Origin of the sequence: Aestuariivirga litoralis (assembly GCF_015714715.1) — a bacterium.
GTDB classification, from domain to species: domain Bacteria; phylum Pseudomonadota; class Alphaproteobacteria; order Rhizobiales; family Aestuariivirgaceae; genus Aestuariivirga; species Aestuariivirga litoralis_A.
On record NZ_WAHS01000001.1, the window covers coordinates 105,940 to 131,273 of the forward strand.

Annotated in this window: 32 protein-coding genes; 22 read left to right on the forward strand and 10 right to left on the reverse strand. The window is 58.6% G+C overall.

Annotated features, from left to right (window positions below; all coding sequences use genetic code 11):
- The first annotated feature begins 1 nt into the window (after nt 1).
- The 4 genes from F8B91_RS00515 to F8B91_RS00530 are packed head-to-tail and all read left to right on the forward strand — an operon-like array spanning nt 2 to nt 1,664.
- Nucleotides 2-778: a succinate dehydrogenase iron-sulfur subunit gene (locus F8B91_RS00515; protein WP_196501768.1), complete on the forward strand. Its 777-nt coding sequence runs from the start codon at nt 2-4 to the stop codon at nt 776-778.
- A gap of 2 nt (nt 779-780) precedes the next feature.
- Nucleotides 781-1,038 (forward strand): hypothetical protein, encoded by a 258-nt coding sequence (locus F8B91_RS00520; protein WP_196501769.1) that lies wholly within the window; start codon nt 781-783, stop codon nt 1,036-1,038.
- A 12-nt stretch (nt 1,039-1,050) separates the two neighbouring features.
- Nucleotides 1,051-1,371, forward strand: a complete 321-nt coding sequence (locus F8B91_RS00525; protein ID WP_246714929.1) for a chorismate mutase — start codon at nt 1,051-1,053, stop codon at nt 1,369-1,371.
- On the forward strand, nt 1,368-1,664 hold the full coding sequence (locus tag F8B91_RS00530) for a cupin domain-containing protein (RefSeq protein WP_196501770.1): 297 nt from the start codon (nt 1,368-1,370) through the stop codon (nt 1,662-1,664). Before F8B91_RS00525 ends, F8B91_RS00530 begins: the two co-directional genes overlap by 4 nt.
- Nucleotides 1,665-1,739: 75 nt before the next feature.
- On the opposite strand, the gene F8B91_RS00535 is transcribed toward F8B91_RS00530, so the two are convergent.
- The gene (locus F8B91_RS00535) at nt 1,740-2,222 is read right to left on the reverse strand and encodes a plastocyanin/azurin family copper-binding protein (protein ID WP_196501771.1); all 483 of its coding nucleotides are present in this window, start codon (nt 2,220-2,222) and stop codon (nt 1,740-1,742) included.
- A 405-nt stretch (nt 2,223-2,627) separates the two neighbouring features.
- On the opposite strand from F8B91_RS00535, the gene acnA reads away from it, so the two are divergent.
- The 7 genes from acnA to F8B91_RS00570 all read left to right on the forward strand — a co-directional run bounded on the left by acnA (nt 2,628) and on the right by F8B91_RS00570 (nt 9,470).
- On the forward strand, nt 2,628-5,369 hold the full coding sequence (gene acnA / locus F8B91_RS00540) for an aconitate hydratase AcnA (RefSeq protein WP_196501772.1): 2,742 nt from the start codon (nt 2,628-2,630) through the stop codon (nt 5,367-5,369).
- Nucleotides 5,370-5,435: 66 nt separating this feature from the next.
- On the forward strand, nt 5,436-5,792 hold the full coding sequence (locus tag F8B91_RS00545; protein ID WP_196501773.1) for a DUF1428 domain-containing protein: 357 nt from the start codon (nt 5,436-5,438) through the stop codon (nt 5,790-5,792).
- Between the two features lie 80 nt (nt 5,793-5,872).
- The gene (locus F8B91_RS00550) at nt 5,873-6,598 is read left to right on the forward strand and encodes a DUF1223 domain-containing protein (RefSeq protein WP_196501774.1); all 726 of its coding nucleotides are present in this window, start codon (nt 5,873-5,875) and stop codon (nt 6,596-6,598) included.
- Between the two features lie 92 nt (nt 6,599-6,690).
- Nucleotides 6,691-7,233 (forward strand): fasciclin domain-containing protein, encoded by a 543-nt coding sequence (locus F8B91_RS00555; protein WP_196501775.1) that lies wholly within the window; start codon nt 6,691-6,693, stop codon nt 7,231-7,233.
- A 194-nt stretch (nt 7,234-7,427) separates the two neighbouring features.
- Nucleotides 7,428-7,970 (forward strand): fasciclin domain-containing protein, encoded by a 543-nt coding sequence (locus tag F8B91_RS00560; RefSeq protein WP_196501776.1) that lies wholly within the window; start codon nt 7,428-7,430, stop codon nt 7,968-7,970.
- A 165-nt stretch (nt 7,971-8,135) separates the two neighbouring features.
- On the forward strand, nt 8,136-8,837 hold the full coding sequence (locus F8B91_RS00565; protein ID WP_196501777.1) for a CoA transferase subunit A: 702 nt from the start codon (nt 8,136-8,138) through the stop codon (nt 8,835-8,837).
- Nucleotides 8,838-8,840: 3 nt separating this feature from the next.
- Nucleotides 8,841-9,470 carry a 3-oxoacid CoA-transferase subunit B gene (locus tag F8B91_RS00570; protein WP_196501778.1) on the forward strand — a complete coding sequence of 210 codons (630 nt, stop codon included), beginning with the start codon at nt 8,841-8,843 and terminating at the stop codon, nt 9,468-9,470.
- On the opposite strand, the gene F8B91_RS00575 is transcribed toward F8B91_RS00570, so the two are convergent.
- Nucleotides 9,467-10,345 (reverse strand): MBL fold metallo-hydrolase, encoded by an 879-nt coding sequence (locus F8B91_RS00575; protein WP_196501779.1) that lies wholly within the window; start codon nt 10,343-10,345, stop codon nt 9,467-9,469. The two genes, F8B91_RS00570 and F8B91_RS00575, sit on opposite strands and share 4 nt — an antisense overlap.
- Nucleotides 10,342-11,016, reverse strand: coding sequence for an SOS response-associated peptidase (locus tag F8B91_RS00580; RefSeq protein WP_196501780.1), 675 nt, complete (start codon nt 11,014-11,016; stop codon nt 10,342-10,344). The genes F8B91_RS00575 and F8B91_RS00580 overlap by 4 nt, the downstream gene beginning before the upstream one ends.
- 22 nt (nt 11,017-11,038) lie before the next feature.
- Here F8B91_RS00580 and F8B91_RS00585 point away from each other — a divergent pair, with 22 nt between their 5' ends.
- Nucleotides 11,039-11,443: an NUDIX domain-containing protein gene (locus F8B91_RS00585; RefSeq protein WP_196501781.1), complete on the forward strand. Its 405-nt coding sequence runs from the start codon at nt 11,039-11,041 to the stop codon at nt 11,441-11,443.
- A 111-nt stretch (nt 11,444-11,554) separates the two neighbouring features.
- Nucleotides 11,555-11,830 (forward strand): hypothetical protein, encoded by a 276-nt coding sequence (locus F8B91_RS00590; protein ID WP_196501782.1) that lies wholly within the window; start codon nt 11,555-11,557, stop codon nt 11,828-11,830.
- Here the strand turns inward: F8B91_RS00590 and F8B91_RS00595 are convergent, their stop codons facing one another.
- Nucleotides 11,831-12,721, reverse strand: a complete 891-nt coding sequence (locus tag F8B91_RS00595; RefSeq protein ID WP_196501783.1) for a LysR family transcriptional regulator — start codon at nt 12,719-12,721, stop codon at nt 11,831-11,833.
- 124 nt (nt 12,722-12,845) lie between these two features.
- Between F8B91_RS00595 and F8B91_RS00600 the strand changes: the two genes are divergently transcribed.
- Entirely contained in the window at nt 12,846-13,286 is a 441-nt protein-coding gene (locus F8B91_RS00600; RefSeq protein WP_196501784.1) for a cupin domain-containing protein, read from the forward strand.
- Between the two features lie 42 nt (nt 13,287-13,328).
- Here F8B91_RS00600 and F8B91_RS00605 read toward each other — a convergent pair whose 3' ends face one another.
- Both F8B91_RS00605 and F8B91_RS00610 read right to left on the reverse strand, forming a co-directional pair.
- Nucleotides 13,329-14,318, reverse strand: a complete 990-nt coding sequence (locus F8B91_RS00605; RefSeq protein ID WP_196501785.1) for an MDR family oxidoreductase — start codon at nt 14,316-14,318, stop codon at nt 13,329-13,331.
- Nucleotides 14,318-15,628 carry a dihydroorotase gene (locus F8B91_RS00610; RefSeq protein WP_348641703.1) on the reverse strand — a complete coding sequence of 437 codons (1,311 nt, stop codon included), beginning with the start codon at nt 15,626-15,628 and terminating at the stop codon, nt 14,318-14,320. The genes F8B91_RS00605 and F8B91_RS00610 overlap by 1 nt, the downstream gene beginning before the upstream one ends.
- Nucleotides 15,629-15,689: 61 nt before the next feature.
- On the opposite strand from F8B91_RS00610, the gene F8B91_RS00615 reads away from it, so the two are divergent.
- The 4 genes from F8B91_RS00615 to F8B91_RS00630 are packed head-to-tail and all read left to right on the forward strand — an operon-like array spanning nt 15,690 to nt 18,131.
- On the forward strand, nt 15,690-16,466 hold the full coding sequence (locus F8B91_RS00615) for a YgfZ/GcvT domain-containing protein (RefSeq protein ID WP_196501786.1): 777 nt from the start codon (nt 15,690-15,692) through the stop codon (nt 16,464-16,466).
- The gene (locus F8B91_RS00620) at nt 16,463-17,047 is read left to right on the forward strand and encodes a DNA-3-methyladenine glycosylase I (protein ID WP_196501787.1); all 585 of its coding nucleotides are present in this window, start codon (nt 16,463-16,465) and stop codon (nt 17,045-17,047) included. Before F8B91_RS00615 ends, F8B91_RS00620 begins: the two co-directional genes overlap by 4 nt.
- Before the next feature lie 20 nt (nt 17,048-17,067).
- Nucleotides 17,068-17,631: an HD family hydrolase gene (locus tag F8B91_RS00625; protein WP_196503848.1), complete on the forward strand. Its 564-nt coding sequence runs from the start codon at nt 17,068-17,070 to the stop codon at nt 17,629-17,631.
- The gene (locus tag F8B91_RS00630) at nt 17,628-18,131 is read left to right on the forward strand and encodes a tyrosine phosphatase family protein (RefSeq protein ID WP_196501788.1); all 504 of its coding nucleotides are present in this window, start codon (nt 17,628-17,630) and stop codon (nt 18,129-18,131) included. The genes F8B91_RS00625 and F8B91_RS00630 overlap by 4 nt, the downstream gene beginning before the upstream one ends.
- An 8-nt stretch (nt 18,132-18,139) precedes the next feature.
- Here the strand turns inward: F8B91_RS00630 and F8B91_RS00635 are convergent, their stop codons facing one another.
- Nucleotides 18,140-18,670: a DUF6428 family protein gene (locus tag F8B91_RS00635; RefSeq protein WP_196501789.1), complete on the reverse strand. Its 531-nt coding sequence runs from the start codon at nt 18,668-18,670 to the stop codon at nt 18,140-18,142.
- A 46-nt stretch (nt 18,671-18,716) separates the two neighbouring features.
- Between F8B91_RS00635 and F8B91_RS00640 the strand changes: the two genes are divergently transcribed.
- From F8B91_RS00640 to F8B91_RS00655, 4 genes are read left to right on the forward strand one after another with little or no spacing between them, the layout of a single operon-like run.
- Nucleotides 18,717-19,079 carry an ArsR/SmtB family transcription factor gene (locus tag F8B91_RS00640; RefSeq protein WP_196501790.1) on the forward strand — a complete coding sequence of 121 codons (363 nt, stop codon included), beginning with the start codon at nt 18,717-18,719 and terminating at the stop codon, nt 19,077-19,079.
- Nucleotides 19,069-19,611, forward strand: coding sequence for a GNAT family N-acetyltransferase (locus F8B91_RS00645; protein WP_348641704.1), 543 nt, complete (start codon nt 19,069-19,071; stop codon nt 19,609-19,611). The genes F8B91_RS00640 and F8B91_RS00645 overlap by 11 nt, the downstream gene beginning before the upstream one ends.
- Nucleotides 19,612-19,621: 10 nt before the next feature.
- A complete protein-coding gene (locus tag F8B91_RS00650) occupies nt 19,622-20,287 on the forward strand; it encodes an aquaporin (RefSeq protein ID WP_196501791.1) in 666 nt (221 codons plus the stop codon).
- Between the two features lie 4 nt (nt 20,288-20,291).
- Entirely contained in the window at nt 20,292-20,711 is a 420-nt protein-coding gene (locus tag F8B91_RS00655; protein WP_196501792.1) for an arsenate reductase family protein, read from the forward strand.
- Nucleotides 20,712-20,792: 81 nt separating this feature from the next.
- Here the strand turns inward: F8B91_RS00655 and F8B91_RS00660 are convergent, their stop codons facing one another.
- The 3 genes from F8B91_RS00660 to F8B91_RS00670 all read right to left on the reverse strand — a co-directional run bounded on the left by F8B91_RS00660 (nt 20,793) and on the right by F8B91_RS00670 (nt 25,323).
- Nucleotides 20,793-21,722, reverse strand: coding sequence for a cell wall hydrolase (locus F8B91_RS00660; protein ID WP_196501793.1), 930 nt, complete (start codon nt 21,720-21,722; stop codon nt 20,793-20,795).
- A gap of 210 nt (nt 21,723-21,932) precedes the next feature.
- The gene (gene ppdK / locus F8B91_RS00665; RefSeq protein ID WP_196501794.1) at nt 21,933-24,593 is read right to left on the reverse strand and encodes a pyruvate, phosphate dikinase; all 2,661 of its coding nucleotides are present in this window, start codon (nt 24,591-24,593) and stop codon (nt 21,933-21,935) included.
- Nucleotides 24,594-24,651: 58 nt separating this feature from the next.
- Nucleotides 24,652-25,323: a DUF2161 domain-containing phosphodiesterase gene (locus tag F8B91_RS00670; RefSeq protein ID WP_196501795.1), complete on the reverse strand. Its 672-nt coding sequence runs from the start codon at nt 25,321-25,323 to the stop codon at nt 24,652-24,654.
- Nucleotides 25,324-25,334: the final 11 nt, after the last annotated feature.

A 25,334-nucleotide genomic window follows, 5' to 3' on the forward strand; every position in this document is an offset into this window, starting at 1 on the left:
GATGGTCGCATTCACGCTCCCAAGCAATTCCAAGATCCAGCCCGGCAAGGTTCATGCCATGCCGAAGGGTTCGAATATCCGTGCCTTCAAAATTTATCGGTGGAATCCGGATGACGGGAAGAACCCGCAGGTTGATACCTATCATATCAACATGGATGAATGCGGGCCGATGGTGCTCGATGCGCTCATCAAGATCAAGAATGAGCAGGATGCCACGCTGACTTTCAGGCGTTCGTGCCGCGAGGGCATTTGCGGCTCGTGTGCCATGAATATTGATGGCACCAATACTTTGGCCTGCCTGAAATCCTGCGATGACGTGAAGGGTGATGTGCGGATCTATCCGCTGCCGCATATGCCGGTGGTGAAAGACCTGGTGCCTGACTTGACTCGTTTTTATGCGCAGCATCGGTCGGTTGAACCCTGGTTGAAAACTTCTACACCCACGCCGCAAGCCGAATGGAAGCAGAGCAAGGAAGAGCGCGCACTGCTGGACGGGCTTTATGAATGCATTCTCTGCGCCTGCTGTTCCACCTCGTGCCCGAGCTATTGGTGGAATGGTGATCGCTACCTTGGCCCTGCCGTTCTGCTGCAGGCCTATCGCTGGCTGATCGACAGCCGCGACGAAGCGGCGGGCGAACGGCTGGACAATTTGGAAGACCCATTCCGGCTTTATCGTTGCCACACGATCATGAACTGCGCCAAGGCGTGCCCCAAGGGGCTTTCTCCGGCCAAGGCGATTGCCGAGATCAAGAAGATGATGGTCGAGCGCCGGGTCTAGGTTTGAGTACGGGCGAGGAATATGTGCTTGCCTACCAGACCTACAGCCTGTCGCGCGCGGAAGTAATTATCGCGATGCTGCAGGCTTACGGCATCGACGCGCAGCTGCAGGACCGGCATTTCAACAACACCAATGGACATATCGCCTTTGCCACCGGCGGCTACAAGATCATCGTGCCGCAAAGCGGCCTGCGGGACGCGCAGGAGTTGTTGAAGCCTTTTCAGGATGAAGGCGATGACACTGGACCGGGCAGCGTATAAAGGCATATGGAAATGCCAAAGGACCTGAAGAGCATGACAGCGCAGAGCAAATCCTCCCCGCCGCCCGAACTGGGTGATCTTCGCCACGCGATTGATGGTGTGGATGGGGCCTTGGTGGCGCTGTATGCCAAACGGCTGGGCCTGGTGAACCAGGTGCTTGAGGTGAAGAAGCAATATGGGCTTCCGGCCTCGATCCCTGAACGGGTGGAAGAAGTGATCGTGCGGGTGCGTGGCGAGGCCGAGCGCGCGGGCTTCCTGCCGGATGTAGCGGAGAAGCTATGGCGTCTGCTGATCAAGGAAATGATCGTCTATGAAGAAGGCCATTTGAAATGAGTGGCGACCACAAGCCCGGTACGGCCAAGGCCATTGTGCATGTGGAGAATGAACGGGTGATTGTGACTGAGTGGCGCTTTCAGCCGGGTGAGAATACCGGCTGGCACATTCACGGGCATGATTATGTTGTCGTGCCGCTGATGGATGGCAAGGTGCGGCTGGAAACGCCTACGGGAACGAGCCACGCCGAGATGAAATCCGGTGCGCCTTATTACAGGCCCAAGGGCGTTGAACACGATGTGATCAACGCCAATGATGGGGAATATGCTTTTATCGAGATTGAGCTGAAGTAGGCCCCGGTCAGCGCAGTTCGTAGGCAGTGATCGGGTAAAGTGCACCCTGAAGGCTGCTTCACACGCTTTCGCGTGTTACTTCACTTCGAGAACGGCCCACATGCCCATCGCGTAATGGGCAGGCACGTTGCAATACAGAATGTATTTGCCGGGCTTCATGTCCAGGGTGAGCGATCCAGTTTTACCCGGATCAAGTTCGGAGACTTCGCCCAAGTCACCCGCCTTGTCTTCATCGACACGATTTTCTGCATCAATATAGGGTAGCGCCGTGTTCTCGTCCTTGATCGGAGCAACGATCATCTCGTGGATCATCGACTTCGACGTGTTGGACACATTGAAGGTGACCTTGCCACCCACCGCAAACTTGTTGCTGACGGTGATGCTCATGGGCGCGGCTTTCATGTCGCCGTGCATACCCATTCCCAAGCCCATCATCTTGCTCATGTCCATGCCATCGCCCTTGTCGTTGAGCTTGACATTGATGGTGGTCCCCGCGCTGGCAATTGCCGGAGCAATGGCGACGAGCGCTGCGATACAGATAGCGTTAAGGGTGATCATTTTTCGATTCCTCCAGAATGGCACGCCAATGCTTGGCTTGCCTCTTCAGGGACAAATCATGCGCGCTTTGCAAATTGTTGCATTGATCTGGGTCATGCTGTCAGTTTCATCGGAGAGACAGCGCGCCCAGTAGAAGGGTAAGGCGTTCAAGTGCCAGAATGTTCCGCCTGGCAAACAATAGTTTCTGGAAGGTGTGTTCAGCGCCGGATCTTGTGAATGCCGACTTTATTGCTACGGTATTTAAAATTGCCTATCGCGCGAGCGGGGGCTTGTGCGAGCCTGAATCCAACGGGAATTTCGCACCAAACAGGCACACCGAGAGCCGTTCGGGCGCTCCTGCCGCATTGTTTTGCGGCGCAATAAGGCTTATAGCTTTGATACTCCCACACATATGAGGCCCTTCGCATGTCCTTCGATTCTTTCAAGTCCCGCAAAACGCTCAAGGTGGGAAAGAAAAGCTATGTCTATTACAGCCTGAAGGATGCGGAGAAAAATGGACTGAAGGGCATTTCAGCCCTGCCATTTTCGATGAAAGTGCTGCTCGAAAACCTGTTGCGCAATGAAGACGGGCGCTCGGTGACCAAGACCGACATCGAGGCCTTCGTGGCCTGGCTCTCCAACAAGGGCAAAGGTGCAGCCGAAGTGGGCTTCCGCCCAGCGCGCGTGCTGATGCAGGATTTCACCGGCGTTCCCGCCGTGGTCGATCTCGCCGCCATGCGCGATGGCATGAAGATGCTGAAGGGCGACGTGCAGAAGATCAATCCGCTGGTGCCGGTGGACCTGGTGATCGACCATTCAGTGGTCGTCGATTATTTCGGCAACAAGCAGGCCTTCGCCTCCAATGTGAAGCGCGAGTATGAGCAGAACATGGAGCGCTACAAGTTCCTGAAATGGGGGCAGGGCGCATTTGAGAACTTCCGCGTGGTGCCGCCGGGCACTGGCATCTGCCATCAAGTCAATCTTGAATATCTGTCGCAGACGGTTTGGACGCGCACTGAAACCGTGATGAAGGGCAAGAAAGCGACCAAGGTTGAAGTGGCTTATCCCGATACGCTGGTGGGCACTGACTCTCATACTACGATGGTGAACGGCCTTGGCGTTCTGGGTTGGGGCGTGGGCGGCATTGAGGCCGAAGCCGCGATGCTGGGCCAGCCGCAGAGCATGCTGCTGCCGGAAGTGATCGGCTTCAGGTTGAAGGGCAAGCTGCGCGAAGGCGTGACCGCCACCGATCTCGTGCTGCTGGTCACCCAGATGCTGCGCAAGAAGGGCGTGGTGGGCAAGTTCGTTGAGTTCTACGGCGAGGGCATGAAGGGCCTGACGCTGGCCGACCGCGCCACCATTGCCAACATGGCGCCTGAATATGGTGCCACTTGTGGCTTCTTCCCCGTCGATGGCGTGACTGTGGATTATCTCAAATTCTCGGGCCGTGCCAAGGAGCGCATCGCGCTCGTTGAAAAGTATTGCAAGGCGCAGGGCATGTTCGGTTCGAACAAGGCCGAGCCTGTTTTCACTGATACGCTTGAGCTTGACGTGAGCACCGTGCCTTCGGCCATGGCTGGACCCAATCGTCCGGAAAAGTTTGCGCCACTTGATACCGTCAAGTCCGGTTTCCAGTCCGCGCTGGAAGCACCGAAGGACAAGGCCGGTTATTCCAAGCCTGGTGAAATTGCCAAGCGCGTGAATGTGGACGGCAAGAATTTCGACATTGGCCATGGTGACGTGGTCATCGCTGCGATCACCTCCTGCACCAATACGTCGAACCCCAACGTGCTGATCGGCGCTGGCCTGCTGGCCAAGAAGGCTGCAGCACTCGGCCTGCAGGCCAAGCCCTGGGTGAAGACTTCATTTGCGCCGGGCTCACAGGTCGTGTCGGAATACATGGCCAAGGCGGGCTTGCAGAAGGAGCTGGACAAGATCGGCTTCTATCTCGTCGGCTATGGTTGCACGACCTGCATTGGCAATTCCGGCCCGCTCGATCCTTCGATTTCGAAAGCCATCAACGACAATGGTATCGTCGCTTCGGCCGTCATCTCCGGTAACCGCAATTTCGAAGGCCGCGTGTCGCCTGACGTGCAGGCCGCTTACCTCGCTTCGCCGCCGCTGGTGGTCGCTTATGCGATTGCCGGCTCGACGCAGATCGATCTGACGAAAGAACCTCTCGGTGTGGACAAGAAGGGCAAGCCGGTTTTCCTGAAAGACATCTGGCCGTCCAACAAGGAAATCGAGACTTTCGTGCGTAAGAACATCACCGCGAAAATGTTCAAGACGCGCTATGCCGACGTGTTCAAGGGCGACAAGAACTGGCGCGCTGTTCCTGTCGCCAAGGGTGATACCTACAACTGGGACAACAAGAGCACCTATGTGCAGAACCCGCCTTACTTCCAGGGCATGCAGGCCACGCCGAAGCCCGTGTCGAATGTGACGGGTGCGCGCGTGCTGGGGCTCTTTGGTGACAAGATCACCACCGACCACATTTCGCCGGCAGGCTCGATCAAGGCAGCTTCACCCGCCGGCAAATATCTGATCGAGAATGGCGTGGCTCCGCTGGACTTCAATCAGTACGGCACCCGCCGCGGCAACCACGAGGTGATGATGCGCGGCACCTTTGCCAATATCCGCATCAAGAATTTCATGGTGCGCGAAGGCAGCCAGGGCAATGTCAAGGAAGGTGGCGTCACGCTGCACCAGCCCGATGGCACTGAAATGCCGATTTATGATGCTGCGATGAAGTACCAGAAGGAAGGCGTGCCGCTGGTCGTTTTTGCGGGCGTGGAATATGGCAACGGTTCATCACGTGACTGGGCAGCCAAAGGCACCAATCTGCTGGGCGTGCGCGCCGTGATCGCGCAGAGCTTCGAGCGCATCCATCGCTCAAACCTGGTGGGCATGGGCGTTGTGCCGCTGCAGTTCAAGGACGGCGACTCCTGGCAGAGCCTGAATCTGGTCGGCAATGAGCAGATCACCATCAACGGTCTTGCCGAAGGCTTGAAACCCCGCGCCATGCTGACGGTCGATATCACCCGCGCAGATGGCACCAAGACTTCGGTGGAGGTGATCTGCCGCATCGATACGCTGGACGAGATCGACTACTTCAAGAATGGCGGCATTCTGCCATTTGTGATCCGGAACATCGCCAAAGTGGCCTGATCTCCACCAATCATTGCGCCACAGCTTTATGAGCGTAAGCTAAGCCTTCCAACAAGGGAGGCTTACATGGCTTATATTGATCTGATGGTTTTGCCGGTCACGAGCAGCAAGCTCGGTGCTTACAAGAAGCTGGTGAAGAAAAGTGCCGAGGCGTGGAAGCGCGCTGGTGCGCTGGAATATCACGAAGTGATCCAGGATGACGTGAAGCCTGGCAAGGTCACTTCATTTCCGCAAAGCGTGAAGCTGAAGAAGGATGAGATGGTGGCTGCGGCTTACCTCGTGTTTGAATCCAAGGCGCATCGCAACAAGGCCTGGAAGGCGATCATGAAGGACCCATTCATGGCGGGCTTTGATTGGAAGAATTCGCCCTTCGACGGCAAGCGCATGTATTACGGCGGCTTCAAGACGCTGATTAAATTTTAGAGATTATCGCCGTCCGCGCACACGCCAGACTCACTCACAAGTGATTGGCATGTGTTCAGCCTGCGCGCGATTATACCGGCATGGAAAAGATCTATTCACGCCGTAAGGCACTTCAACTCGGGCTCGGTGGCGTTGCCGCCGGGCCGCTGTTTTCTTCGATGGCCCGTGCTGCGCAAAGCCCGGTGCTGGTTGAACTGTTCACCAGCCAGGGCTGTTCCGATTGTCCGCCGGCCGACAAGCTGGCCGCGCAACTGATGAAAGAGCCCGGTGTTTTCGTTGTCTCGATGAATGTCGATTACTGGGATTATCTGGGCTGGAAAGACACGCTGGGCAAAGCAGAATGGTCCAGGCGGCAGGAAACATATGCAAAGCAGCGCGGCGATGGCGAAGTCTATACGCCGCAAATGGTGATCAATGGCATGGAACATGCCGTGGGATCCAACCGCGGCGCGGTTGATGCCGCCATTGCCAGCGCGCGCAAGAAGGCAGCACTTGTGCCGGTGTCGCTGCGGCAGAATGGCAATGAAATCAGCATCAGCGTGGGGCCGGGGGCGGGCAAGGCCCAGGTTGGGCTTCTGACATTGACGCCGGAGGTGGCCGTGAAAATCGGGCGCGGCGAAAATGCCGGCGCAACTGTGACCTATCATAATGTAGCTCGCAAGTTGGATGTGCTCGGTGAGTGGGACGGTACAGCGAAGGTTTTCACTGCTGGCCAAGCATCGGGAGATCCCGGACAATTTATCGCAATTTTGCAGAGTGTAGAGACCGGCCAAGTCATGGGCTGTTCGGCGTTCACGGTCTCGTGATCAGCCTCGGTGATCCGCCAAACGTTGCTGCCCGTTGTATTGGCAAGATCACGCAATAAGGCCTGATCCAAAAAATCCTGAGGACGTTCAACATGCGCAAGCTTCTTGCTGCCACGGTCATACTTGGCCTGATTTCAACTGCCGCTCTCGCTGCCAACCCGATGGTCGGTGGTGCTGCGATGTATCCAAAAAAGAACATTATCCAGAATGCGCTCAAATCCAAGGACCACACCACGCTGGTTGCTGCCGTGAAGGCCGCTGGCCTGGTTGACACGCTGCAGAGCAAGGGCCCGTTCACCGTGTTCGCGCCCACCAATGAAGCCTTTGCCGCGCTTCCTGCTGGCACGGTGGAAACCCTGCTGAAGCCGGAAAACAAGGCGCAGCTCACCAAGATCCTCACCTGCCACGTGATCGGTGCCAAGGCTTTGGCCAAGGACGTGATGTCGATGGTGAAAGCTGATGGCGGCCAGCACAAGGTGAAGACCGTGGGCGGCTGCGAGCTGACCCTGAAGGTTGATGGCAAGAAGGTCACCGTGACCGATGAAACCGGCGGCGTTGCCAATGTGACCATCGCTGACGTGATTCAGTCCAACGGCGTGATCCACGTCGTCGATAAGGTTCTGCTGCCGAAGTAAAGTTCTACAGCGTTTCTCCTGACGCGGGTGGCCCGGATGCCTTACGGTAGGTATCCGGGCCATTTTCATGTGACGGGTGCGTGACGAGAATCATCACCTTCTTGTGATCGCGAAACATTGATCTGTTTTAATCTGCGATCCGTTCTTTCAGCAGCATCGGCAATCAAGCACGATCAAGGTGAGGAACCTCAAACATGCGTAAGATCATTCTCGGCCTCGCAGCCGCCACTTTCATGTCCGCAGCTGCTTTCGCTGCCAACCCGATGGTGGGGGGCTCGGAAATGTTCCCCACCAAGAACATCGTTGAGAACGCGATGAACTCGAAGGATCACACCACGCTCGTGGCCGCTGTGGCCGCTGCAGGCCTGGTTGATACGCTGAAGGGCGCTGGCCCGTTCACCGTGTTTGCTCCTACCAATGAAGCCTTTGCTGCACTTCCTGCTGGCACGGTCGACACGTTGCTGAAGCCTGAGAACAAGGACAAGCTGGTCAAGATCCTGACCTGCCATGTGGTTGGCGCCAAGGCGATGGCTGCCGATGTGATGGCAATGGTGAAGGCCGATGGCGGCATGCACAAGGTGAAGACCGTGGGCGGCTGTGAGCTGACCCTGAAGGTCGACGGTGACAAGGTGACGGTGACCGATGAGACCGGTGGCGTGGCCAATGTGACCATTGCCGACGTGGCGCAATCGAACGGCGTGATCCATGTGATCGACAAGGTTCTGCTGCCGAAGTAACCCAGCTGAGCTGCGTTGAGCGGCGAGGCTTATCTGGCGCTGTACGGTTCCCTCAACCGTGCAGCGCCTTTACTTTGCACCATCTGATGGTGCGAATGTCGCAAACGGCTTTGCAAAGCATAGCAGGCCTTGTTACTTTCCCCGGATTAGGTTCTGGGGAGTACCATGAAAAAGATTTACCCGAATGCCGATGAAGCTCTGAAGGGGCTGCTGTTTGATGGCATGCTGATTGCCGCTGGTGGCTTTGGCCTGTGCGGCATACCGGAGCTGCTGATCGCCGGCATCAAGAAAGCCGGCACTAAGCAGCTCACCATCGCTTCCAACAATGCGGGCGTGGATGGCTTTGGCCTTGGCCAGCTGCTGGAAAGCCGCCAGGTCAAAAAGATGATTTCGTCCTATGTGGGCGAGAATGCCGAATTCATGCGGCAATATCTGCAGAAAGAACTGGAAGTGGAATTCAACCCGCAAGGCACGCTGGCGGAGCGTATGCGCGCGGGCGGGGCAGGCATTGCTGGTTTCTATACCCGCACCGGCGTGGGCACGCTGATTGCCGAGGGCAAGGAAACCAAGGACTTCAACGGCAAGACCTATGTGCTGGAGCAGGGGCTGGTGACAGATCTCTCGATCGTCAAAGCCTGGAAGGCTGATCCATCGGGCAATCTGGTGTTCCGCAAGACGGCCCGCAATTTCAACCCGCCGGCCGCCACCTGCGGCAAGGTCTGCGTGGCCGAGGTAGAAGAGATCGTGCCGCTGGGCTCGCTGGACCCGGATACGATCCACCTGCCGGGCATCTATGTGCACCGCCTGATCCAGGGCGAGCATGAAAAACGCATTGAACAGCGCACCGTGCGCAAGAAGGGGGCCTGAGCCATGCCGTGGAACCGCGAAGAAATGGCCGCCCGCGCCGCCAAGGAATTGCAAGATGGCTGGTATGTCAATCTTGGCATCGGCATTCCGACTTTGGTGGCGAATTACATTCCCGCTGGCGTAGAAGTGACGCTGCAATCTGAGAACGGCATGCTGGGCATGGGGCCTTTCCCGTTTGAGGGCGAGGAAGATGCCGACCTGATCAATGCTGGCAAGCAGACGGTGACAACGCTGCCGCAGACTGCTTTTTTCGATTCAGCTCAAAGCTTTGCGATGATCCGCGGCGGCAAGATCAACATGGCCATTCTGGGTGCGATGGAAGTTTCCGAGAATGGCGACATCGCCAACTGGATGATCCCCGGCAAACTCATCAAAGGCATGGGCGGTGCGATGGATCTCGTCGCCGGCGTGGGCCGCGTGGTGGTGGTGATGGAGCACACCAACAAGGCGGGCGACAGCAAGGTCCTTCCCAAATGCGAATTGCCGCTGACCGGCAAGGGCGTGGTCGACCGCATCATCACCGATCTGGGCGTGCTGGATGTGGTGCCGGGCGGGCTGAAGGTGGTGGAAACGGCGCCGGGCGTGACCGAAGAGCAGCTCAAGGCTGCGACCAAGGCGAAGATTGTAGGCTAAGAGCTTTCCAGCACTTGCTTGATATTCTGGGCATGCACCTCTTCATAAGGGGCGAAGTAATTGACCCAGCCCATTTGCAGTGGCCCGGCGATCAGCTCCTGCAGCGGCATGGTGCGCAGCGCTTCCTCTTTGCGCATGCGCATCAGCATGCGGATATATTGTGACTGGGCCTTGATCAGGCCTTTGCCATAGCCACCCACCCCGATGATCTCGGGGTCACCATGGTTGGGGAAGATGAAGCTGGGATTCAAGTTCCACAGCCGGTCCAAATCCTGCAAATGGATTTCAAAGTCCTGTGGCGCACCGACATAGGTGACGGTGTCTTCCATCGTGTCGCCAGCGAGCAGCAGGCCGTCCTCGGCGCGCCAGACCAAAGCGGCATCATCGGAATGGATATTGGCTTCGATAAATTTGAGTTTCATCGTGCCCAAGGTGAAATCCATTTCGCCCTCAAAGGTACGGGTTGGCAGGATCAGCGGCTTGATAGCAGGCGGGCCGTGAAAGGTGCCGTCCGCGATGGCGGCCTTGTTCTGTTCGAGATGTGCCAAAGTCTTCCGTGTACTGATGATTTCGCAATCGGCAAAGGCTTCCGTGCCGGCCACATGATCCAGATGCCAGTGGCTCAGCAGCACGGTGATTTCTGTCACGCCCCGGAGTTCCAGGTCCTTGCGAATGAAGGCGGCATATTCAACCGAAACATGAGTATCGTACACCAATGCCTTGTTTTTGCTTACTAAAGCATAGCTGGCGATGCCCAATGAAATGGCACCATCGTCCACCCAGTTTTCGCCTTCCGCAAAACGATGGTCCGGCACGCGGCCGTCGTAATAGGCGATCAGGCCGGGGGCACATTCGAGAATGCGAAGATGTTTCACAATAAATCCATTTGTGGTTTGGGTGCGGGTGGAGGAGTTTGCACTTCGGGTTTGCGTGGACGGGCGATGATGGTCTTTTCCATCGTCCAGAAATCATCAGGCGGTGGTTTCAACAAATCCTGCACCTGTTCGTCCTGCGATAACCAGCGCTCATAATCTTCCGGCAGAATCACCACGGGGGATCGTTCATGAATCGCGGCCACCGGCATGCCCGATGCGCAGGTCAACACAGCAGCACTTTCAAGCTCGGAGCCGTGGGCACCCAACCAATGTTCATAAATGCCGCCCAGCGCGAAGGCGGTTTGATCGGGCTTGTGAATATACCAGGCTTGCTTGCGACCCGGCACGTCGCCTTGCCATTCGTAAAAGCCATCGGCGGGGATCAGGCATCGCCGTCTCCTTATGGCGTTTTTGAATGAAGCCTTTTCGTAAACTGTTTCAGCGCGGGCGTTAACCAGTGGCTTTCCGGGCAGGATTTCTTTGGCCCAGCTGGGCACAAACCCCCAGCGCACCAGAACCATTTCGCGAGCGCCGTTCATGTTGCGCCTTACAATCGCTGTTGGGCTGCCTGGGGTGATATATTCGCGTGGCGGGAAATCTTCCGCGTTAATATACTTCAGCAAATGGCGGATTTCCTCCGGTCCACGGCGGAGAGAACGAAGAACACACATGAGGAGAAGATAGGCGGTGAACGTGACTCAGCAAAGACCCATTCTTGCGGCCTCCGCCGCCATATTCAGGGGCGGGGAGGTGTTGCTCGTGCAGCGGGGCAATGCGGTGGGCCTGGGCCTTTGGAGCTTGCCGGGTGGCAAAGTGGAATTTGGGGAGCGTGCGAAGGCGGCTGCGGCGCGCGAAGTGCGGGAAGAAACCGGTGTGATCGTGGAACTGCGCTCACTGGCCGGGTTTTATGAAATCATCGCCAAGCCTACGCATTACGCCATTGCCTGCTATGCTGGCGTTCACATTGCGGGCGAACCCGTGCCGGCCAGTGATGCCTTGCAGGCGAAATTTGTGGCGCTTCACGATGTGGCGTCCTTTGATCTGGCGCTGCACACGGTGGATGCCATTCAGGCGGCGCGGGCCATTCTGGGTATCTGAAGACAAGTGACTCATGCGCGTTAACCTTCCTTAAAGGAAGCGATTGGGTTTGGTTATCGAGTCTCTATGGTGCGCTGAGAACGCCCGGTTCACGGGCTCACCAGGGACGCTATGCTGAAAACGCCGCTGAATAAAACCGCTACAGACGAAGAAATCGAACGCCCCGTGCAGGAAGAAAAGCACGCCGCCCTCCGTTATATTCTCGATGCCTGGGAAGAGGCGGTCTATGACGGCATTGATCCTGATGCGATTGCCACGGCAGCGATTTTCGCGTCGCTCTCCGATATGATTGCCACTTACGGCGAAGAGCCGGTCGCCGTGATGTGCGAACGCCTGCCAGAGCGCATCCGCAACGGCGAATTCACTGTTACCCGCACCAAGCAGTAATCACTTTTTGCCCAGTCCTGAATCGTCGAACACTTTTGCAAGGTGATCGACGATTTCGCGGATTCGCGGCGCAAGCAGGCGGTTGGTGGGATAGACCGCATAGATGCCGCTGGTGGGCATGGGCAGCGGCGGAAACACCCGGCGCAGCCAGCCTGCTGCAATCGCATTGCGGGCCATCCATTCGGGCACGGCGGTGAGGCCCAAACCATTGATCGCTGCCGCTTCCAGTGATTCCACACTGTTGGTCAGCATGAAGGGCTTTACGGCGATGGTCTCGCCGCCGACCAGCCATGCATCGCGCCAGCGCAGGCGGGAATAGCCGATGAGCCGGTGCTTCATGAGATCCTTGGGCTTTTTCGGCTCGCCATGCTCGGCCAGATAGGCCGGCGATGCGACGATGATCACTTGCGAGCTGCCGATCTGCCGCACCACCAGATTTTCATGCGGCGTCTCCGCGATGCGGATGGCGAGGTCGATATTCTCTTCCACCAGCTTGATCATCTCGTGGCTTTCAACCAGTTCGATCTCGATGCCGGGATAGCGCGTCAGAAATGTCTTCAGCGCAGGTACGATGTAGCGCGCGCCGAAACTATCCGGCACCGCCATGCGGATATGGCCAACGAATGAGCCGGTGGCCGCTTGCACCTCGGCGCGGGCGGCATTGGCATCTTCCAGCAGTTTGCGGCAGCGCTCGTAGAACAGGCGGCCCGCTTCGGTGATCTGAAGTTTGCGAGTGCTGCGGTCAATCAGGCGCACGCCGAGGCGTTCTTCAAGGGCGCGGATGGTTTCACTCACCGAAGACTTTGCCGTCTGCAGTCGCTCGGCGGCGGCCGTGATGCTGCCCGTCTCGATCACCGCCACAAAGGTTTCCATGCCTGCAAAGGGTTCCATGGCGGTGATTGTTCAATAGAGCGAACATAATGTCCAGAACCACCATCTGCCCAGCCGCGCAGCATTTCCCTAGTCAGGCGTCATCTCAAACCGAGATTGAACCTTAAACACATGGAGACTTAAAATGTTGAACGACAGCAAAACCGGCCTGAAGACGGAAGAAAACCTTGACGTGTTCGGCGCCCAGATGATCGTGCGCTGCGATGCCCAGGAACTGGGCATGATGGTGGGCGAGCATATTGTGCCCGACGGCTATTTCGTGCCGCCGCACAGCCACGCCAATGAAGACGAATTCTTCTATATCATCGATGGCGAGATCACTTTGATCAGCCCGTCAGGCGAAACTACGGCCATCACCGGCGACACGGTGAAACTGCCGCGCGGCCAGGTGCATGGCTGGAAGAATGCCAGTGGCCGCGCGTTGCGATTTCTGGTGATCGTTTTGCCGGGTGTGCAGGCTGTGGAAATGTTCCGTCACTTCGACCGCGCGGGCAAAGCCGCCCGTGGCGCGTTGGCACCTGAACAGATCATCGGCATCTGCGCCCAATATGGCGTGAGCATGTAATAACGAGTGGCCCGGGCGGGGATTGCTTACACCCGCCCGGGCCTACTTGTTGATATCCACCACCACGCGGCCACGGGTTTTGCCGGCCACGATGTCTTCCGCCACGCGGGGCACATCGCTGAGCCCCACTGTGGTGGTGAGCGTGTGAAGCTTGGCCATGTCGAGATCACGCGCCAATCGCTCCCATGTTGCGAGGCGCTTAGGGAACGGCGTGGTGACCGAATTGATGCCGATCAAGCGCACGCCGCGCAGGATGAAGGGCGCGACGCTCGTCGGCAAATCCATGCCCTGCGCCAAGCCGCATGCAGCGACTGAACCTTCCGGCACGATCTGCGACAGGATATTGGCCAGGGTGACCGAACCCACGCTGTCGACGGCTCCTGCCCAGCGCGCCTTGGCGAGGGGCTTTACGGGCGTGTTGAATTCCGCCGCATCGACGATGCTGGTGGCGCCGAGGCCCCTCAGGAAATCCGCTTCATTCATGCGCCTTGTGGAAGCGGCCACCTTGTAGCCCAGCTTGGCCAGCAACATGATCGCCACCGAGCCGACGCCGCCGGCTGAGCCGGTGACGAGAATGTCGCCCTGTTCCGGCTTCACGCCCTGTTCTTCCAGCGCCATGACGCAGAGCATCGAGGTGAACCCCGCCACGCCCACGGCCATTGCATCTTCGGGTTTGAAGCCCTTGGGCAGTGGCACAAGCCAGTCGCCCTTCACACGCGCCACTTGCGCGAAGCCGCCGTGATGGCCTTCGCCCACGCCCCAGCCACCGAGCACCACGTCATCGCCTGCTTTGTAGCGCGCGTCTGACGAGGAGATCACTTTGCCCGCGATATCAATGCCGGGGATCAGTGGAAATTGCCGGATGATCGGGCCCTTGCCAGTGACGGCGAGGCCGTCCTTGTAGTTCATGGAAGAATGCGACACGCGGATGGTCACATTGCCCGGCATGAGCTGGTCTTCGGTCCAATCCACAAATTCGGCCCTCTGGCCGGTTTCGGTTTTGGAGACGAGAAGGGCGCGGAATTTTTTCATCAGAACCTCACTGGCTCGCCGAACGCTTTCGGCGCGATTTCATTTTGCCACATGGCGCGAATGCCGCGGACGTAGGTGCCGACCGGCCAGCCTTTGACCTTTTTGCCGTCGTAAGGAGTCCAGCCGGCACGGCTTTCAATCCATTTGTTCTCGATGATCTGCTCGCGCTTCATATCGACAATGGTGAAATCGGCATCATAACCTTCGGCAATGCGGCCCTTGTTGCGCAGGTTGAAAATGCGCTGGGGGCCATGCGATGTGAGATCGACGAGGCGCTGCAAGCCCAGGCGGCCTTCGTTCACATGGTTCAGCATGATCGGCACCAGCGTTTGCACACCGGTCATGCCGGAGGGCGAGGCGGGGTAGGGCTTGGCCTTTTCCTCCAGCGTGTGGGGGGCGTGGTCGGAGCCCAGCACATCGACAAGGCCGGAGGAAATGGCCTTCCAGAGGGCCTCGCGGTGGTGCTTCTCGCGCACCGGCGGGTTCATCTGCAATCTGGTGCCCAGCCGCGCATAGTCATCGGCCGACATGGTGAGGTGATGTGGGGTGACCTCAACTGTAGCCACATCACGGGCGGCGGCCAGAAGCGGCAACTCCTCAGCGGTGGAAATATGCAGCACATGAATGCGTTTGTTGTGCTTGCGGGCGATGCGGATCAAGCGCGCGGTTGAAATGACTGCGGCTTCCTCATCGCGCCAGACGTGATGCGAGGTCGGGTCGCCCTCGCGTTGCAGCCCCACCCGGGCACGCAAGCGCATTTCATCCTCGCTATGGAAGGCGGCGCGGCGGGTCAGGCGGCTGATCACGGCTTCAAGGCCGCTTTCATCTTCCACCAGAAGGTCACCGGTGGATGAACCGGCGAAGACCTTGATACCGGCCGAGGCTTCGAGGCTTTCGAAAAGCGGAATCTGCTCCACATTCTCGCGCGTGCCGCCGACATAGAAGGCAAAGTCGCAGAACATGCGGTGCCGGGCACGCGACACTTTGTCGGCCAAGGCCTCGGCAGAGGTTGTTGTGGGCTTGGTATTGGGCATTTCGAAAACGGCGGTGACGCCACCGGCGACGGCACCCCGGCTACCGGTTTCGAGATCTTCTTTATGAGTTGCGCCGGGTTCGCGGAAATGCACCTGGCTGTCGATCACGCCGGGCAGGATGTGTAGGTTTTTGCAGTCGAGAGTTTCCGCAGCAGTGATGCCGGACATATCGCCGATGGCTGTGATCTTGCCGCCTGAAACCGCGATGTCGCCCACGCCTATTCCAGCGTGATTGACGATGGTGCCGCCCTTCAAAATCAGGTCTGCTTTTTGCACCCGGCCGCTCCTTGTTTTGCCTCTTAGCTTCTCGTAAAACTTATGCTGCCCCAAGGCAACCATGACAGAATTCACCCCCGAAAGCCTGCCTCACCGTGCCATCACAGCCCTTAAAGGCGATGGCGTTTTAGCCTTTTTACACAATATCTTGACCTGCGATGTTGAGAATTTGATTCAAGGGCAGATCGCCTATGGCGCATTGCTCTCTCCGCAGGGGAAGATCCTGCATGATGTGTTCATTCATCATGCGGGTGATGTGAGTTATCTTGATGGCGATGCATCGGCGCGTGATGACTTGGTGGCGAAGCTGAAGCTGTACCGCCTGCGGGCAAAATTCGAGATCACGCCGCGCGATGATCTGGGAGTTCTGGCCTTCTCAGGTGCTGCCCTCGATCCACGACATGCACTGCTCGGAACACGCGCAATCGCCGACATTCGCGGGCATGCGAGCGGACATAACTATGACCTCAATCGCTATGCACTTGGCATCGCGGACAGTGCCGAGATCGGTAGCAACAAGCTGTTTCCGCATGAAGCGAATTTCGACCAGTTCGCCGGGGTCGATTTCAAGAAGGGCTGCTATATCGGGCAAGAGGTTGTGTCGCGCATGCATCACCGGGGCACGGCGCGCAGCCGCATACTCCCCATCACTTTTGAAGACGAAAATGCTGCTGACGAAATCCGGGTGGGCGAAATGTTACTCGGCGAGGTATTGGGGCGGCGGGGCAAGGCCGCGCTGGCGCTGTTGAGGCTGGACCGGCTGGCGGAGGCGAAGGCATCGCTGCCCTTCAAAGTCAGCAAGCCCGACTGGGCCAGGTTCGAGGTTACACTTCCATGAGTGCGGTAAAGCATGATGACGGCATTCACCGCTGCCACTGGTGCGGCACCGATCCGCTCTATGTCCATTATCACGACACCGATTGGGGTGTTCCGGAATATGACAGCCGGGCGCTGTTTGAAAAGCTGATCCTCGATGGCTTTCAGGCGGGGCTGTCGTGGATCACGATTTTGCGCAAGCGCGAGAATTTTCGCAAAGCCTTTGATGGCTTCAAGCCGGAGGTGATCGTCAATTACCAGCCCGCAAAGCTGGAAGCGTTGATGCAGGATGCCGGGATTGTGCGCAACCGCGCCAAGATTGAGGGCACGGTGAAGTCGGCTGAGGCCTATCTGAAGATGGAGGATTTCTCGGCCTATCTCTGGGACCATGTGGGCGGCAAGCCCGTGGTGCTCAAGCCGGGGCAGGCCATTCCCACCAAGAACGATGTGTCGGAGAAAATCTCCAAGGACCTGGTCAAGCGTGGTTTCAAATTCGTCGGCCCGACGATTGTCTACGCCTTCATGGAAGCCTGTGGTTTCTATAATGACCACCATCCGGATTGCCACCGCCACAAGGCGGTGCAGAAGCTGGTGCGGAAGTGAGCGCGCGCGCCTGGCAGCGTATGCTTTCAGGGCGGCGGCTGGACCTGCTGGACCCTTCGCCGCTCGATATCGAGATTGAAGACATTGCCCATGGCCTGGCGCGCGTGGCGCGCTGGAACGGGCAGACCAAGGGCGATCATGCTTTCTCGGTGGCGCAGCATTGCCTGCTGGTGGGCGCGGTGTTTGTCCATGCCAACAAGGCGGCGACTAAAGCAGAGCGGCGCGCTACGCTTCTGCATGATGCGGCGGAATATGTAATCGGCGACATGATCTCGCCGTTCAAGGCGGTGCTGGGGCTGGATTACAAGGCGTTTGAGAAGCGGCTGATGGCGGCCATTCATATTCGCTTCGGCCTGCCGCCCAGCGATGCGGCTTTGGAAGCGGAGATCAAGAAGGCTGATCAGATTGCGGCCTATCTGGAGGCCACGCAATTGGCGGACTTTGCGCTGGATGAGGCGGAGAAATTCTTCGGCCGCCCCAAGGGGCTGAATGGCGATGGCTTCCAGCAGTTCCTGTCGCTGAAGCCGATGCCGGCGGTGGAGGCCAAGGCCGCCTATATCAAGGAATTCGAGGCGCTGGCATGATCATCGTGTGTGGGTTGAGCAAGGCGCAGGGGCAGATTGACCAGCATGGCGCACGCTCGGTGATCGGCATCCTGGGGCCGGAAACGGCGCACCCGGTTTACAGCGGCGTGGATGAGGCGCGGCATCTACGGCTGAGCTTCAATGACATCAATGAGCCCACCGAAGGCATGGTGCATGCCAGCGAAGATGATGTGCACCGGCTGATCCGTTTCATCCAGGAGTGGGACCGTAAGGCGCCGATGGTGGTTCATTGCTGGGCAGGGATCAGCCGCTCCACCGCTACGGCCTTTACCGCAATGTGCCTGCTGCGGCCGGATGAGGACGAGATGGCCTTGGCACAGGATCTGCGGGAAGCTTCGCCGTCAGCCACGCCCAATAGGCTGATCACCGCCAAGGTGGATCAGGTGCTGGGCCGGCAGGGCCGCATGCTGCGCGCGGTGGAAAGCATCGGGCGCGGGGCTGACGCGTATGAGGGTGTGCCCTTCGCTATCAAGGTGTAGTTGCCAGCTCAGGCACAGCAATTGGCGTTGCCGGTCGCTGGTTTCGATGTGCAGCAAGAAGAGGGCAGTGCTCTTTCGGCGCGGTGCCGGGGCTTGCAAATGGCCGCCCGGCCTTTCAGATGCAACACGGCGCTGGACGCATCGGTTGTCACGCTCTCAACATCGAAGATTTGCATCGGCGTATCGGGGCTGCTGATCTCGAACGTCAAGCGGCTCGCGTTGTCAAGGCTGATCTTGGTGCCCACCTTTGCCAGGATGGAGCGAAACTTTCCCACATTCATGAAGGTTTGGCCGTCCTCTGCCGGGATGTCTTCCACCTGCAGGATGGTTTCCTGCCACGCGTCGGGGTTTCCACCACAGTCAAGCGTAGCAAATGACCCGGCTTTCACTTCGGTAACGTGATAACCGGGTTGCACCCGCCGGCCAGCATATTCAATAACCAGCGGCTTGTCCGCGTGCGGGGCCAAGGTGGAAAGCATTTCCGCCAGCGACTTCTCAATTTCCGGCTTGGGTAACAAAACACTGGCGTTGGCATTCATTGCAAGCTATTCTCATTTCAACGACTCTTGAGATATTGAAATGATAATGGAAGAATTGCAAGCCCTAAACGCGTTTGGTGCGCTTTCGCAAAGCACGCGGCTTCAAATGGTGCGTGCGCTGGTGGTTGCGGGCACCGAAGGATTGGCTGCAGGGGCCATTGGTGAGGCGGTGGGTGCGTCTTCATCCAGCGCTTCATTCCACCTTGCCAATCTTGAACAGGCAGGCTTGGTGAAGTCGCGGCGGGTGGCGCGTTCGATCATCTATACCGCCAACTACGATAGTCTGTCAGGCCTTGTGGAGTTCCTGATGCGGGACTGCTGCCAAGGCAAGCCAGAGATTTGTGGCCCCGCTGCAGTTGCCGCGAAGGCCTGCTGTGTTCCGGTCAAGGCGGTCAAACGTGCTCGCTGAGCAATTGCTTATCAGGCGCGCTGTTGCGGATGATGTTCCGGCCATCACGGCGATTTACGCCGAGCATGTGCTGGGGGGAACCGCTTCATTCGACACTGTTCCCCGCAGTGAAGATGCAACATTTGCGCGCTTGGAAGAATGCGACAAGCGTGGCTGGCCATTCATTGTTGCTGCAATCCACGACGCGGTAGCTGGATATGCCTATGTGACGCAATTCCGCGACCGTCCGGCATATCAATATTCGTGCGAAAACTCGATCTACTTGCGCGGTGACCACAGAGGGCAAGGCATCGGCAAAGTGCTGCTCAACCGGCTAGTGAGTGCCGCAGAGGATTCAGGATTCCGGCAGATGATAGCCGTTTCGGGTGGCGGTGAACCAGCATCCGTAGCGCTGCACTTGGCATGCGGCTTTGAAATGGCCGGCCGCATGAAGTCGGTGGGACGAAAGGCCGGGCGTTGGCTTGATACGGTCTATCTGCAGAAAGCTCTCGGTCCCGGAGATGGCACGGCACCGGAAAGTGAACTGAAATGAGGTTGTGGAAATGAGGCAGTACCGGGACTTGTTGGCAGAGTTTGTCGGCACTACTCTCCTGCTTGCCACGGTGATCGGCTCAGGGATCATGGGTGAGCAACTTGCTGGCGGCAATACGGCTCTCGCGTTGCTTGGTAACACCATCGCGACAGGCGCTATTCTCTATGTTCTGATCACTGTGCTGGGTCCAATATCGGGGGCGCATTTCAATCCGGTTGTATCATTTGCCGTGTGCGCTACAAAACGGCTCCCATGGCCGCGCTTTCTCCCTTATGTCGCTGCTCAAGTGATCGGTGCGTTGGTTGGAGTCTGGCTGGCGCACGCCATGTTTGACCTGCCGCTGCTGGAGATTTCGACCAAGCAACGCTGGGGCACTGGACAGTGGGTTGCTGAAGCCACCGCGACCTTCGGATTGTTGCTTGCGATATTCGGCGGCATCCGCTTCAACGCTGCCGCCATTCCGGCGCTGGTTGGCTTCTACATCACGGCGGCATATTGGTTCACGGCATCTACTTCATTTGCCAATCCTGCTGTCACCATGGCGCGGGCGCTGTCCAATACCTTCGCAGGCATCGCGCCGGACTCAGTCCTGCCATTCATTGCGGCGCAGGCGGTCGGCACCGCGTGCGGGCTGCTGGTGTGCTCAGTACTTTTTTTCAAAGAAGAGAAGGCTTAGGCCCATGAGCATTGTCATCCATCACAATCCTGAATGCGGAACGTCGCGCAATGTGCTCAGCATCATCCGGGCAACAGGCATTGAACCGGTGATCGTGGAATATTTGAAAACGGGATGGACAGAACCTCAGTTGCTTGGGCTCTTTGCTGCCGCTGGTCTTGATCCTCGCACTGCCCTGCGCGAGACCAAGTCTCCGGCCAAAGAACTTGGTTTGTTGGAAGCTGGGGTTTCGCATCAGAAGATCATGGCGGAGATGTTGAAGCATCCCGTGTTGGTGAACAGGCCCATCGTTTGCGCGCCAAAGGGCGTGAAGCTTTGCAGGCCGAGTGAAGGCGTGCTGGACTTACTAGACAGGCTTCCTGCGGGCCCACTTTACAAAGAAGATGGATCCTTGCTGATTGATGCGGATGGAAAAAGGGTCTGAGCGCACGCCGTTGTGGTGAAGCCTCCTCGCCAATAAAAAAGCGCCCTTCCGGGCGCTTTGTGATCTGGGTTCCGGCTCTTCTCAGCCTTCGTTGGCGTAGAAGATGTGGTGGCCAATTTTAATGAGTTTTCGCATCGTGTGGGCCCAGCGGGGGGTCACGTAATCAGCGTGATAGTTGGTGGCATTGCCAAGCATGGCGATGGCCGGATCATTGTTGATGGCGCGCTGGGCGATCGACTTGGCGTGGGCCCAGGAAGCGGGCGATTTCACGTCGTCAGCCAGGCCGTCACAGGCGAAGGAGAACTGGCAGGAATTGCGGCTGCCGGAGCCCTGATAGACCACACCGCAGATCGTCTTGGGGAAGTCCGGGTTCTTGACGCGGTTGAGGATGACCTTGGCGACGGCCAGCTGGCCCATGTCGCTCTCGGAGCGGCTTTCAAAGTAAACGGCGCGGGCCAGGCAGTTTTCCTCGGCCATGCGGATATTGCGCTGGGCCATGACCTTCTGCTTGTCAGGGCCTGACACGGCGAATTGCTTGTTCGGGTTGGGCAGAGCCGGGTTTGACACCAGGCGCTTGACGGCGGGCTGCGCGTCATCATTTTCATGCTGCAGGTCAATGGCCGCCGGAATGATCTTCATCATCGCATGGGCCTGGGCGACCAGCGTCTTCATGTTGGAAGGCTTGCTCTTGGGCAGCGGCGGCGAAACGGAAGGTACAATGTCAGCGGCGGCATCGACCAGATCGCCCTTGCCATCGGAAATGACCGTCTGGCGGCGCAAAGTGGACATGTTGATCGAGGCAACGCTTTCACCTTCGGGCAGGAGTGAGCCCTTGGTGGACAGGGGGGAGCTGGGCGACACAAGAGTGGCAATGTCTTCAGCATCAGAATTATGGGCGGAGGCATCGCGGCCAATCAAATGGCCAGCGAAAGCAAAGGCGACAATCAACATCAGCCCGGCCACAGCCATGGGCAGATAATCAATCCAACGGCTCGATTTTGAAACCGGCATGCGGAACATCTCTTCCTCTCGGGTGAGGCGCTGCCGGGTTCTACGCGGGCTTTGGTGCAATATCCCAATCCTTTGCTTGGCCGGGCAACAGCCCGGAACCAATATACGGCTTTGGGGTTTAGCATGGGTTAACCACAGGGCAAACTAAATTTCGCCATTTTGTTGCCATGCAACAAAGTTCTGTTGATAAAGGTTAATCCATTGAAAGTACTATGATTTACGTGCCAATTTTAGGTGCGCCTGGGCTGCCGCAAGCCTCGCTACAGGTACGCGGAAAGGCGAGCAGGAGACGTAATCAAGGCCGACCGCCTCAAAGAAGCTGATTGAGTCCGGATTGCCGCCATGTTCACCGCAAATGCCGAGATGCAGTCCGGGGCGGCCCTGGCGGCCGCGCTCCACCGCCATGGCGATCAATTCGCCCACGCCTTCGACGTCCAGCGAGACGAATGGATCATGCGGAAAAATCTGGCGGTTGGTGTATTCGCCTATGAAACGCGCACTGTCGTCGCGGCTGATGCCATAGGTGGTTTGCGTCAGGTCATTGGTGCCGAAGGAGAAGAATTCGGCCGCTTCCGCGATATCAGCGGCCCGCAGCGCAGCGCGCGGCAGCTCGATCATGGTGCCCACCAGATACTCCAGCTTCTGGCCGGTTTCCTTGGCCACATCGCGGGCCACAGCATCAATGCGGGCGCGCACGGCGGAAAGCTCGCCGCGTGAGGCGACTAGCGGAACCATAACCTCGGCGATGGGGCCGGTGCCGGTGGTGGCCTGTACATGCGCTGCCGCCTCGAAAATGGCCCTTGCCTGCATGTCGGTGATTTCGGGATAGGACAGGAGCAGGCGCACGCCGCGATGGCCCAACATGGGGTTTTGCTCACGCAGTTCCAGCACCCGCTTTTTGAAGCCGGCCACCTCGAGATTGAGATTGCGCGCCATGGCCTCGATCTCTTCCACTTCGCGCGGCAGGAATTCGTGCAGCGGCGGGTCGAGCAGGCGGATGGTGACGGGCATGCCGGCCATGATGGCGAACAGCTCGATGAAGTCGGCGCGCAGCACCGGCAGGATCTTGGCCAGCGCAATGCGGCGCTCTTTTTCGGTGTCGGCGAGGATCATCTCGCGCATGGCGATAATTCTATCGCCTTCAAAGAACATGTGCTCGGTGCGGGAAAGCCCGATGCCCTCGGCGCCAAAATCGCGTGCCAGCCTGGCGTCATGCGCCGTTTCGGCATTGGCGCGCACTTTCATGCGGCGGGTTTCATCGGCCCAGGTGAGGATGGTGGCGAAATCACCAGACAGCGAGGGCTTGGTGACGGCCACCTGGCCTTTCAGCACCTGGCCCGACGAACCATCGATGGTGATGATGTCGCCGCGCTTGAGGGTGACGCCGGCAGCCTTCAGCTGGCCCGCTTCCATATCGATGCGCAGGCTGGAGGCGCCGGTGACGCAGGGCTTGCCCATGCCACGCGCGATCACAGCGGCGTGGCTGGTCATGCCGCCACGGGTGGTCAAGACGCCATCGGCCATGTGAAGGCCCTTGATGTCTTCTGGCGCCGTTTCGGTGCGCACCAGGATGACGGCGATGCCTTGGCCCGCCAGCACGCGTGCCTCATTGGCGTCAAATGAAATGATGCCCGACGCTGCACCCGGCGAGGCGCCGATGCCTTGCGCCACCAGTTCCCGCTTGGCGGCGGGATCAATGGTGGAATGCAGAAGTTGGTCTAGCGCCACGGGGTCAATGCGCATCAGGGCATCGTGCTTGGTGATCTGCTCCCGCGCGACCAGATCTGTGAGGATGCGCAGATTGGCTGACGTGGTGCGGCGTGCCGGTCTTGCGTCCAGTAGCCAGAGTGCGCCTTGGGCGACGGTGAAATCCACTTCGACCGCGTCTTTCAATTCATGTTCGAGCACATCGAGCGCCGAAGCCAGCTGTGCGAAGGCGCCGGGCTCTTCAGTCTCCAGCGATGGCGCGGGGCCGGCGATGGCCAGCACCTGGCGCAGCCTGGCATCAAGATCAGAGCCTTGTGCATTGGTGAGATAGTCGCCGCCCACTTCACGTTCACCCGTCTGGGCCGGGCGAGAGGTGGCATGGCCGGTGCCAGAATGGTCCGACTGGTTGCCGAACACCATGGCCTGCACCACGATGGCGAGGCCAGCGTCTTCCTTCAAGCCGTGCAGCTTGCGTTTCTGTTTGGCGCGCGGGCTTTGCCAGTTGCGGGCGAGTGCGGCAACGGCATGCCAGAGCTGTTCCTCCACATCCTGTGGAAACGCGCGGTCATTGTTGGATTCAATCTGCGCCTTGAAGCGGCTGGCCAGTTCCGGCCCGTCAGTGCCGCGGATTTCGCGGGCTGAGACATAGCCGCGTTCCTCGACATAGAGGTTGAGCAAATCATCAAACACCGCCGGGTCATCGCCCAAAACGGCTTGCGCGTAATTCTGCATCAGACGGCGGTAGCATTCATAGGCGAAAGCGTGATCGCCAGCGGAGACGCCGAGGCCTTCCACGGTTTCGTCGTTGAGGCCGACATTCAGCACCGCCTCGGTGGCGCCGGGGAACGAGATGGGGGCAGAGGGGCGCACGGCGAGCAGCAGCAGATTGCGTTTGTCGCCCAGGGTGCAGCCGGTCTCGGTGGTGATCGATTCCAGTCCCTGCGCCAGCATGGCCTTGATGTTTTCAACTGTGGCCGGGTCGCTGCTGGCAATATTGCGGCAGGCTTCGGTGTTCAGCACGAAGCCCGGCGGCACCGGCAGTTTCAGCCGCGCGAGATTGCACAGGGCGGCACCGCGCTGGCCCAGATGTCCAGCCAGCAGCACCGGGCTGGGGCCGGAGCCCTGACCGAAGCTGGTAATAAAACTGGCGCGCTTGTTGCTCATTAACCATGCAGTGTCGGCCTGCATGGGGGCGGGGTCAAGGGAAGGCGGGGAACAAGGTTTATTCCGGTGCGGGAAGCAGGTTGGTGATCTCACGCTGGAACTGCGTTACCGCTGCGATGCCCTGTTCGGTCACAGCATAAACGCCGCGGTCGTGCTTGAAGAACCAGCCGTAATAATCATTGCGCAGGATGGTGGCGCTGCGATCCACATTCGTCTGTTTTTTCAGCTCGGAGATCTTGGTGGGGCCGTGGGTGTGAAGATGTGCGAGGCAGCGCAGCGCATCCTGCTTGTAGGCCGTCATCAATTTGGTCTTGGCCGAGCCACCGAGATTAGGGTCGCCGTGGCGGCGGGAGAATTCCTTCAGCAGCGCCGACTTGCGCGCGCTGTTCTTGCGCGGCGTATAGGGCGCAGGGTCAGCCAGCACCTCGATGCTGCCGGATTTTGCCACCACGATCAGGCCGAGGCCCAGCCGTTTGGTGAGCCGCAATGCATCCAGCGTGACGCCGCGCTTGGGCCGGGCGACGGCAATGTAAACCGCATCGGTGACCGCGAGGCGGTCCACCGCCTGATAGAACAGCTGCAGCGTGAGGCCGGTTTTCAGCTCCACAATCACCGGCGGATCATCGCCGCGCAATGCCATCACGTCGCAGGACTTGATCTCGGCTTTCACCGTGTAGCCCTGCGATTCAAGGAAGCGCTTGATCGGCGGATAGAGGTCAGTCTCTTTCATCACTGCGCAGG